The following is an 11979-nucleotide window of genomic DNA, read 5'->3' as shown; positions in this document are numbered from 1 at the left end:
GCCGTCAGCGGCAGCTCCCCCAGCTCCACAAACGCCCCCGGCACCATGTACTCCGCCAGCCGCTCCCGCAGCCACTCTCGCAAACCCTTGCCACTCACCTCCTCCCCCTCCGCCTCCCTGACGTAGTAGCAGACCACCTGCGGCCCTCGCCCTTCCTCTTCTCGCACCACCACGGCGCTCGCCTTCACACCTGCCGCCTCGTTGACCGCCGCCTCGATCTCTCCCAACTCTATCCGATACCCTCGCACCTTCACTTGCTGATCTCTTCTCCCAAGGTACGCCAGCTTCCCCTCGCCATCGTATCGCCCTAGATCGCCTGACCGATATACCCGCGCTCCCGCCTCCCCGCTCATCCCGTCCGGCACGTAGCGCTGCGCCGTCAGCCACGCATTGCCTAAGTACCACGCCCCCACACTCTCTCCGCCGACGCATATTTCCCCCACCGCTCCGACCGCCGCCACCTCGCCCCCAGCCTCCACCACATACGCCCTCATCGTCGGGATCGCTCTGCCGATCCCATCCTTCCCCCCCTCGATCTCCTCCCGCGTCACTTCCTGGTAGGTTACATGTACGGTCGTCTCCGTTATCCCATACATGTTGATCAGCCTTGTCCTTGCATGCGCCTCGTTGAACCGCCGCAGCAGCCCCACCCTTAGCGCCTCGGCCCCGAAGATCACCGCCCGCACCGGCAGCTCCTCTATTCCCTTCCCAACCAGCTCCTCCATCAGCATGTAGAAATAGCTCGGCGTTTGCGACAGCACGCTCACCCCCTCCTCCATGATCTGCCGCGCCATCAAGGCCGGGTCCTTCCTCACCTCTTCTGACACGACGATCACTCGACCCCCGAAGAGCAGTGCCCCATACATCTCCCATACTGAAAAGTCGAAACTGTAGGAATGAAACATCGTCCAGACGTCAGAGGCATTCGGGCTCAGCCTCGCCGGGTCATTGATCATCAGCTTAACGACATCACAGTGCCGGATCATCACCCCATTGGGCTCGCCCGTTGAGCCGCTCGTGTAGATGCAATAGGCCACCTTCCCGGCGCTGGCCTGGCTCGCCGGCTCGCTCGCCGGCAGCGCCTCGATCTCTGCCCGGCATTCATCCAAGTTGATCACGCAAGCAACGGTCTCTCGCGCCAGCCCCGCATGAGCATGGGTCGTGATGCAGTGCGCCACCGCGCCGTTGCTCAGCATGAAGCTGACTCGCCCGGCCTTGAACTGGGGGTCTATGGGCATGTAAGCGCAGCCGATCTTCAGGATCGCTAACGTCGAGACGATCATCTGAGAGGATCGGTCGAGCATCACCCCGACGAGGGCGCCGCCGCCGGCGCCCTGCAGCAGCAGGAAGTGAGCCAGACGGTTAGCCGCCCGGTTCAATTCGCCGTAGCTCAGCAGTCCTTCCTCATCCTGTAGCGCGACGGCATCGGGAGCGCCTTGCGCCTGGCGCAGGAAGAGCTCATCGAGGCAGAGCTGGCGGTCGTAGTCGCAAGCCGTGTCGTTCCATTCGAGCAGCGCCTGCTGGCGCTGCGCCGCGTCGAGCAAGTCGAGCTCGGCAATCGCCCGGCCGGCATCGGCCGCCATTTGCGCAAGCAGGCGCTCGAGCTGGGCGAGCTGGCGCAGCGGGGTGGTGCGGTCGAAGAGGTCGGTGGCGAACTCGGCGCTCAGGCGCAGGCCGCCGGCGGCCGGGCTGGCCATCAGCGTAAGGTCGAGCTTGGCCGTGTCGTGCTCGGCGGCGGCCGTCTGCCAGGCCAGGCGGCCGGCCGTCGGCGTGCGGCTGGGTTGAGGCTGGTTCTGGAGGACGAGCTTGACCTGGAAGAAGGGCGAGCGCGAGAGGTCGCGCTCGGGCTGCAACTCTTCGACGAGGCGCTCGAAGGGCACCTCCTGATGAGCGTAGGCCGATAGCGCCGTCTCCCGCACCCGCGCCAACAACTCGGCGACCGTCGGATTATTCGAGAGGTCGGAGCGCAGCACCAGCTGGTTGACGAAGAAGCCAATCAGCGGCTCGGTCTCGACCCGCCCGCGGTTGGCGACGTCGGTGCCGATGACGATATCGCGCTGGCCGCTGTAGCGACTCAAGACCACCTTGAAGGCCGCCAGCAAAGTCATAAACATCGTCACGCCTTGCTGCCGGCTCAGCCGCCGCAACTGCTGCGTCAGTTCCTCACTCAGGCGCAAGCCGACGCTGCCGCCGCGATGGCTGGCCACCGCCGGCCGCAGCCGGTCGGTCGGCAGCTCCAGGACCGCCACCTCGGCCAATTGCCGCCGCCAGTACGAGAGCTGCTCGTCAAGTACCGCGCCTTGCAAGTACTGCCGCTGCCACACCGCGTAATCCGCATACTGTATCCGCAGTTCCTCTAAGGCCGATGGCCGCCCCCGACTGTAATCTTCGTAGAGCCGGCTGAACTCAGAGACCAGCACCCCCGTTGACCAGCCGTCCGAGGCGATGTGATGCATCACGACTACCAGGATATGCTCATCAACCGCCGCCCGCAGCAGCGCCGCCCGCAGCACCGGCCCGCCTCGCAGATCAAACCCTCGACTGCTCTCCTGTCGCACCACCTCGCCGGCCACTTCTTCCTTGCTCGCTGCCGGCAGCGCGCTGAGCTCCCACAGCCGCAGCCGCACCACCGCCTCGGCCTCGATCACCTGCACGGCCTGCGACTGACGCAACTCGAAGCGCGTCCGCAGCACCTCGTGCCGTCGCTCGATCTCTCCCAGGCTCTGCTCCAGGGCCGCGAGGTTCAGCTCGCCGCTCAGCCGCACCGCCATCGGGATGTTATAGGCGGCGCTCTCCGGCTCCAGTTGATGGATGAACCACAGCCGCTGCTGCGCGAACGACAGCGGCAACTCGCCTTCTCGACTCACCCGCTCAATCGGAGTGGCGGCGACGCTCTTGCCTTGCCGCTGCTGCTGTTGCACGGCCGCCGCCAGCCCTCGCACCGTCGGTTGCTCGAACACCACCCGCAACGCCACTTCCACCCCAAGCACCTCGCGTAGGCGTGAGATCACTTGCGTCGCCAGCAACGAATGGCCGCCCAGCTCGAAGAAGTTCGCTTCGACGCTCACCTCTCGCTGCCCCAGCACCTCACTGAAGATGCCTCCTACCAGCTCCTCGATGACATTCTCTGCTGGGGCTGCCTCCCCCTCTCCAGGTAACTCTGCCGCCGGTGCCGGCAGCGCCTTGCGGTCGAGCTTGCCGTTGGCCGTCAGCGGCAGCTCCGCCAGCTTCACAAACACCGACGGCACCATGTATTCCGGCAGCCGCCGGCTCAACCCCTCCCGCAGCTGCTTGCCGCTCACCTCCGCCCCATCCTCACTCACCACGTAGCAGACCACCTGCGGCCCTCGCCCTTCCTCTTCGCGCACCACCACGGCGCTCGCCCTCACCCCTGCCTCCTCGTTGACCGCCGCCTCGATCTCCCCTAGCTCCACCCGATACCCTCGCACCTTCACCTGCTGGTCGCTTCTTCCCAGGTACTCCAGCTCCCCATCGGCACTGTACTTCACCACGTCCCCCGTCCGATACAGCCGCGCTCCAGCCTCACCACTGTAGCCATCCGGCACGAACCGCCAAGCCGTCCGCTCCGCTTCTCCCCAGTACCCTCGCCCCACTCCCGCTCCCCCGATGTACAGCTCCCCGATCACCCCCGCTCCCACCGCCTCCTGCCACCTGTCCATCACGTACATCCGCAGATTGCTGATCGGCCGCCCCAGCCCCACCACCCGGCTCCCCTCCTTCCCACTCACCTCTCGCCGCGTCACGTCCACCGCCGCCTCCGTCGGCCCATACAGGTTCTCCAGCCGCCGGCCCCCACGCTCATAAAACTGCCGCGCTGCCTCCACCCCTAGCCCCTCGCCGCTGCTCACCACCAGCCGCACGCTCCCGCTCCGCTCCCACCCCCGCTCCCGCGTGTAGACCTCCAGCATCGACGGCACGAAGTGCAGCACCGTCACCTCCTGCCGCTCCACCTCCTCGCCCATGTACTGGCTGTCGCCTTGCCGCCCCGCCTCCAGCAACACCACCGCCGCCCCGCTCACCAGCGGCCAGAAGACCTCCCACACCGAGACGTCGAAACTCACCGTCGTCTTCTGCAACACCCGGTCCTCGCCTCGCAGCCCGTACTGCCGCTGCATCCACCGCAGCCGGTTGACGATGCCGCCGTGGCTGTTCATCGCCCCCTTCGGTCTGCCCGTAGACCCCGACGTGTAGATGACGTAGGCCAGGTTCTCGCCACTCACCCTGACGCCGGCCGGCACCCGGCTCGGCTCGCCGGCCGCCAGCTCCTGGCGATAGTCGCCGGCCAGGCTGACGACGGCGCCGGCGAAGCCCAGGCGCGCTTGCCACTGCGGCTCCGTCAAAAGCACCCGGGCGCCGCAATCGGCCAGCATGAAGGCGACGCGCTCCGTCGGGTAGCTCGGGTCGATGGGCACGTAGGCGCCACCGGCCAACAGCACCGCCAGCAAGCCAACGATGAGCTCCGGGCGGCGCTCGGCGCAGACCGCGACGGCGTCGTCGCGCCCGACGCCGAGCTCGCCGAGGCGGTCGGCCAGTTGCCCGGCGAGCTGCCGCAGGGCGGCATAGGAGAGATGGCTGTCGAGGTGGATGAGAGCGACGGCGTCGGGCGTGCGTTGCGCCTGCTGCAAGACCAGCTCGTGGAGGCCGAGCTGGCCGTCGTCTTCCCAGGCCGTGTCGTTCCATTCGACCAGCGCCTGCTGGCGCTGCGCCGCATCGAGCAAGTCGAGCTCAGCTACCGCGCGGCCGGGGTCGGCCGCCATCTGCGCCAGCAGGCGCTCGAGCTGGGCGAGCTGGCGCTGCAAGCTGCCGCGGTCGAAGAGGTCGGTGGCGAACTCGGCGCTCAGGCGCAGGCCGCGGGCCGTCGGGCTGGCGACCAGCGTGAGGTCGAGCTTGGCCGTGTCGTGCTCGGCGGCGGCGGCTTGCCAGGCGAGGCGGCCGGCGGCCGGCGGCGGGCCGTCGTCGGGCAGGTTCTGGAGGACGAGTTTGACCTGGAAGAAGGGTGAGCGCGAGAGGTCGCGCTCGGGCTGCAACTCTTCGACGAGGCGCTCGAAGGGCACCTCCTGGTGGGCGTAGGCCGACAGCGCCGTCTCCCGCACTCGCCCCAGCAGTTCCTTGACCGTGAGCTCGCCCGACATGTCGGAGCGCAGCACCAGCTGGTTGACGAAGAAGCCGATCAGCGGCTCGGTCTCCTGGCGATTGCGGTTGGCGACATCGGTGCCGATGACGATATCGCGCTGGCCGCTGTAGCGGCTCAAGACCACCTTGAAGGCCGCCAGCAAAGTCATAAACAGGGTGACGCCTTGCTGCCGGCTCAGCCGCCGCAACCCCTGCGTCAGCTCCTCGCTCAGGCGCAAGCCGACGCTGCCGCCGCGATGGCTGGCCACCGCCGGCCGCACTCGATCCGTCGGCAGCTCCAGCACCGCCGCCTCAGCCAGTTGCTCACGCCAGTACGAGAGCTGCTCGTCGAGCACTGCGCCTTGCAAGTACTGCCGCTGCCACACCGCATAATCGGCATACTGGATCGCCAACTCGGCCAGCTCTGAGGGCTGGCCCTGGCGGAAAGCTTCATACAAACTGTTTTTCTCTCTGTTAAGTATTCCAATACTCCACCCATCGCTGATTATGTGGTGCATCGTCACTATCAGCGCGTGCTGCTGATCGGAGGCTTTTATCAGTAGGGCTTTCATCAACGGCCCTCTCCGCAGATCAAAAACTGTTTGGCTCTCCTCCTTTGCAATTATTTCTATTTCTCTCTGTCGCTGCTGTGCTTCTAATCCGCGCAAATCTACAAGCGCCGGTCTCCACTCTTCCGCTTCTTTTATGATTTGCACTGGTTTCCCTTGCCACTCTTCAAACCTTGTCCGCAATGATTCATGCCTTCTCACGATCTCTCTTAAAGACTGCTCCAAAGCGGCGATGTTCAGGTTCCCGGTTATATTGACAAGAATCGGGATGTTATAAGCCACGCCGCCCGGCTCAAGCTGATCAATAAACCACAACCGCTGCTGTGCAAACGAAAGCTCCAGCGGCCTTTCTCTTGACGCCACCTGAATCTGCTGCGTGTCGGATGTCGTTGGTTTGGCTCGCTTCAGTTCTATGATCCCCACCACTCCCGCAACCGTTGGTTCCTGGAAGAGACTTCTCAACTCGACATCCACCTGCAGAGCTTGTCGTATCCTTGATATGATCTGCGTGGCCAGCAGCGAGTGCCCTCCGATTTCAAAGAAGTTGTCATGGAGGCTCACATGCTCCACTCCCAGAACCTCTTCGAATATTCCCGCGATGATTTCTTCTATCGGCGCCCGGGATTCCAGGTCGTCCTCGTTTCTGTGAGACGTGGGCACGGGCAGCGCCGTCTTGTTTATCTTGCCATTCGCGGTGAGGGGCATCACATCCAGCATTACCCAAACCGACGGCACCATGTACTCCGGCAGCCTTTCCCGCAAGTAGTCATGCAATTCTGCCGGGGTAATCGCTCTGGTCGCCACAACGTAACCGATCAATTGCTTATCGGCACGGTGGTCACTCGCCAACACCACAGCTTCGGTGATGCTGCTGTGCTGGCAGAGAACCGATTCGATCTCTCCAAGCTCTATTCGGAATCCGCGAATTTTTACTTGATCATCGACACGCTTCAGGTACTCTATCGACCCGTCAGAAAGATACCTGCACAAGTCGCCTGTTCTATACATCCTCGCACCAGGGCTGCCGCTGAAGGGGTTCGGCAAGAACCGCTCGGCGGTCAGTTCTGGCCGATTCAGGTATCCCCTTGCCAGTCCCGATCCACTGACGCACAACTCTGCCGGGACGCCAACCGGCACCGTCTCCTGGTGCTGGTTGATGATATAGATTTGAGTGTTCCATATCGGCTTGCCGATGGACGGCGCTGCCTTCCCATTCTCCCTCTGAACCTCGGCGGCGCTCGCCACCACACTGTACTCTGTGGGGCCGTAGTGATTGACGAAATCAAATCCAACCCTGTCTCGTTTGTGCTGTTTTAGCCGGTCCCCTCCGGTCAACAATGTCCTCAACTTTAGCAGTCCGGCCTGCGGCTCGCTCATTAAGGCTTCCGCCAGCGGAGTCGGCAGGAAGCTGATGGTGATCTGTTCGCTGTCGATCCACCGCATCAGCTCAGGCACCGAGCTTCTTACATTCTCTTCAGCAAGAAAAACGCTAGCCCCGCTAGCCAGGTAGGGCCATAGCTCCCACACCGACGCGTCGAAGCTGAGACCCGCCAAATGCGTCGCCCGGTCGCGCTCGTCTACCGCATGCCTGTGCCTATGCCAGTGAACCAGATTCAGCAAGCCGCTGTGCCTTATCGCCACGCCTTTGGGCTTGCCTGTGCTCCCCGAGGTGTAGATGACATAAGCCAGGTTCTCTTCGAGGGTTGATGACTCAAAATCTAAATTGCTGTACTGACGGATGGCCTCCCACTGCGTGTCTATGCAGAGTACTTCAGCCGGTAGTTCCGGCAGCCTCAACATGAGATCTTGCTCGGTGAGAATTAATCTCACCGCCGCGTCCTCCAGCATGTGGCTAATCCTCTGCTTCGGGTACAGGCTGTCTATCGGCAGGTATGCGGCCCCTGCCTTTAATACCCCGAACAGCGCGGTCACCATCTCCACGCTTCTATTCATGAACACGGCCACCACCTCTTCGGCGGCTCTCTGCCTGCTCATGATGAAGCGTGCGATCTGATTGGCTCTCGAATTGAGCTCTCGGTAGGTGATGCTGCATCGGCAAGAGGCCACTGCCGTCGCTTCTGGTGTGCGCAAGGCCTGCTGCTGGATCAGCTCGTGTATGCTGTTAGGCTCAAACTCGTTTGCTGTCTCATTCCACTGCTCTAAAATCTGCTGCTTCTCTTCATCAGTGAGCATCTCTGCTCGGCTCACGAGTCGCAGCACATCTCTGCACATATCTCCGATGACTCGCTTGTAATGCTCGCCCATCCGCGCGATTGTCTCTTCATCATACAAGTCTACGTAGTACTCGATGGTTCCAACGATTCGCTGATCCTTCTCGCTCAACGACAGGGCGATGTCCAACTTTGCGGTCCCTGTCTCTACGCTTGCCGGTGCCAGTCGCAGCTCTTTCAGCTTCACTTCTTGACCGGGCGCGTTCTGCAAGGCAAACATAACCTGGAAAATTGGCGTGGAGGACAGACTTCTCGCAGGCTCCATCGCCTCGACCAATTTCTCAAATGGCAGCTCCTGATGCGCCTGTGCATCTAAAGCCCTTTCTCTGATTTTTGTCAGCAGGTCCCGGTATGTTGGCTCTCCTGACAGGTCGGTGCGCAGCACCAGCGTGTTGACGAAGAAGCCGATCAGCCCTTCCGTCTCCTTGCGATTGCGACCGGCGATGGGCGTGCCGACGGCGATGTCTGTCTGCCCGCTGTAGCGATTCAACACCACTTTGAAGGCTGCCAGCAGCGCCATGTATAGCGTCACCCCTTCTTGCTGGCAGAGTCTCTTAATTGATTCGGTCAACTCAGGCCCGATAATTAAAGGAAGCCGCGCCCCCAAAGCAGTCTGCACTGCCCGCCTGGGGCGGTCGGTCGGCAGCTCCAGCACCGCCACCTCGGCCAATTGCCGCCGCCAGTACGAGAGCTGCTCGTCAAGTACCGCGCCTTGCAAGTACTGCCGCTGCCACACCGCGTAATCGGCATACTGTATCCGCAGCTCCTCTAAAGCCGATGGCCGCCCCTGGCTATAAGCCTCGTAGAGCCGGCTGAACTCACTCACCAGCACCCCCGTTGACCAGCCGTCCGAGGCGATGTGATGCATCACCACCACCAGCACATGTTCGTCCTTCTGCAACCGCAGCAGCGCCGCCCGCAGCACCGGCCCGCCTCGCAGATCAAACCCTCGACTGCTCTCCTGCCGCAAGATCGCTCGTGCCGCTGACTCCCTCATCTCCGCCGGCAACTGACCGAGTTCCCAGAGCCGCAGCCGCACCCCGCCCGCCGCCTCGATCACCTGCACGCCTTGCTGCTGCCGCAGCTCGAAGCGCGTCCGCAGCACCTCGTGCCGCCTCGCGATCTCTCCCAGGCTCTGCTCCAAAACCGCGAGGTTCAGCTCGCCGCTCAGTCGCACCGCCATCGGGATGTTGTAGGCGGCGCTCTCCGGCTCCAGTTGATGGATGAACCACAGTCGCTGCTGCGCGAACGACAGCGGCAACTCGCTCTCTCGACTCACGCGCTCAATCGGCCCTGCCGGGAGGCGGCTGCCGCCTTGCTGTTGCTGCTGCTGCACGGCCGCCGCCAGCCCTCGCACCGTCGGCTCCTGGAACAGCGCCCGCAGCGCCACTTCCACCCCAAGCACCTCGCGCACTCGCGACACCACCTGCGTCGCCAGCAACGAGTGACCACCCAGCTCGAAGAAGTTCGCTTCGACGCTCACCTCTCGCTGCCCCAGCACCTCACTGAAGATGCCCCCCACCAGCTCCTCGATGACATTCTCTGCCGCTGCTGGCTCGCCCTCACCGTCTATCGCTGCCGCCGGTGCCGGCAGCGCCTTGCGGTCGAGCTTGCCGTTGGCCGTCAGCGGCAACTCTGCCAGCTTCACAAACGCCGCCGGCACCATGTACTCCGGCAGCCGCCGGCTCAACCCTTCGCGCAGCTGCTTGCCGCTCACCTCCGCCCCATCCTCACCCACCACGTAGCAGACCACCTGCGGCCCTCGCCCTTCCTCATCGCGCACTACCACGGCGCTCGCCTTCACCCCCGCCTCCTCGTTGACCGCCGCCTCGATCTCCCCCAACTCCACCCGATACCCTCGCACCTTCACCTGAGCATCGGCGCGCCCCACATACTGGAGCTGGCCATCGCTGGCATGACGGACGAGGTCACCCGTGCGATATAGCCGCGCTCCGGCTTCGCCACTGAAGGGGTCGGGGACGAATCTCTCGGCTGTCATCGCGGCCCGCTCGATATATCCTCGCGCCAGCCCGATTCCCCCGATCTGTAGCTCTCCGGTTACTCCGACCGGAACAGGTTGGTGACGGCTCAATACGTAAGCTTGTGTGTTACATATTGGATGGCCCATTACCGGCTGTATCACCTCTGATGCTACGCGGGCAATGGCCGAGTCTACGGTACATTCTGTTGGGCCATAGACGTTGTAACAGGTTAGCTCTTTATTTCGACTCAGTTCTTGCCATAGAGTTGCATCCAGCTCCTCTCCACCTATCAATATTGTTTTGAGAACCGTTTTGCGCGGTACAGTAAGCCCTTCCGCAAGCAGGGTTCGGAGTTGTGCCGGCGTACAATCCAAGACCTCAATCTGTTGCTCGGCTAAGTACCTTAACAGCCAGCGCGGGTCGCGCCTCACCTCGCCTGGGATAATGTGTAAGGTATGCCCATCGAGTAGCTGAATCAGTTGCTTTACGGATGAATCGAAGGCCAAGGGGGCATTCACGGTCACACGCAATTTCTGCGGGTGCTTCGAGTAAATCTGCTCATGCAATCCTTTGCGCAGATTCAGAACCGAGGTTCTCCGAACCATCACGCCCTTAGGTGCGCCGCTTGACCCTGACGTGTAGATGGCATAGGCGAGGTTATCGCCATGTCCGAGATTCGATGAGTTCTCGTAACCGTGCTCGGATATCTCATTCCAGCTGCCGTCTAACGAGATGACTTCCCTTTCTCCCGCCGGCAATAAATGCGCAGAGCTTTCTTGGGTAAGCACAGTTTTAATGCCCGCGTCTTCTAACATGTACCTTATGCGTTCTGGCGGCGATGTCACCTCCAGGGGAACGTAAGCCCCTTCGGCCTTTAAGATGGCCAAGAGCGCGGTTACCATCTCCAGGCTTCGCTCTGTAAAGATGGCCACCAGGCTATCCGGCCCTACCCCTCTGCTTCTTAAATATCGGGCAAGGCGGTTGGCTCTGGTGTCCAGTTCCACGAAACTGATTTGCTGATCGGCATAAACCACAGCGATTGCATCGGGGCTACGTCCTACCTGCTCCTCGAATAGCTCATGGAGAGCCCGGTCGGTCGAGTCGTCCGCCCGTGTGTCGTTCCATTCGACCAACGCCTGCTCCATCTCGTTTTCCCTGAGCAATGGAATATCCAATGCCGGGCATTCCGCATCGGCAGCCATCACCTCCAGCACCCTTGTTAGATGGCCCAGCATCCGCTTGATTCTGCTTCCGTCATAGATATCCGCGTCATATTCGAGCGCCCCATGAAGGTGCCCCCCGGCGACGCTTGCCAGCAGCATCAACTCGAACTTCGCGGTTCTCATTTCCGCTGGCACCAAAGAAAAAGTTAGGCGGGAAATCTGCAAGCTTTCCTGCGGCGCGTCCTGCATGGCGAGCATTGTTTGAAAAATGGGCTTGCGGCTGAGGCTGCGTTCAGGATGTAGCTGCTCAACCAGCATTTCAAAAGGCACGTCCTGATGCGCATATGCTCCAAGTGTAATTTCCCTCACTCTCGCCAATCCGTCTCGCAGGCACGGGTTATCCGACCAGTTCGTCCGCATGACGAGCGTATTGACGAAGAATCCAACCAAGCCTTCTATATCTGTCCTGTTGCGGTTGGCAACGGGAGCGCCTACGGCGATATCATCCTGATGTGAATAGCGGACAAGCAGTACCTGAAAGGCTGCAAGCAAGGCCATAAACAAGGTCACGCCCTCTCGGCGGCACACGGCATTGAGCTGATCCGTAAGCTCTGTTGGTAGCAGGAAACTCTCCCTCTCTCCGAGGTGCGTTGCCAAGGCCCGCCTGGGGCGGTCGGTCGGCAGCTCCAGCACCGCCACCTCGGCCAGCTGCCGCCGCCAGTAGGAGAGCTGCTCGTCAAGTACCGCGCCTTGCAAGTATTGCCGCTGCCACACCGCGTAATCGGCATACTGGATCGCCAGTTCGGCCAGCTCTGATGGCTGGCCCTGGCTATAGGCCTCGTAGAGCCGGCTGAACTCAGAGACCAGCACCCCCGTTGACCAGCCGTCCGAGGCGATGTGA

At 62.3% G+C, this 11979-nt stretch carries 1 protein-coding gene; it reads right to left on the bottom strand.

The window, feature by feature from the left end:
- Nucleotides 1-11979: amino acid adenylation domain-containing protein (locus VJ464_14340; GenBank protein HKQ06310.1), on the bottom strand; the 11979-nt coding region annotated here is incomplete at both ends.

The sequence above is a fragment of the Blastocatellia bacterium genome (assembly GCA_035275065.1).
Taxonomy (GTDB): Bacteria; Acidobacteriota; Blastocatellia; order UBA7656; family UBA7656; genus DATENM01.
This window is presented reverse-complemented; position numbering and strand designations above follow the sequence as displayed.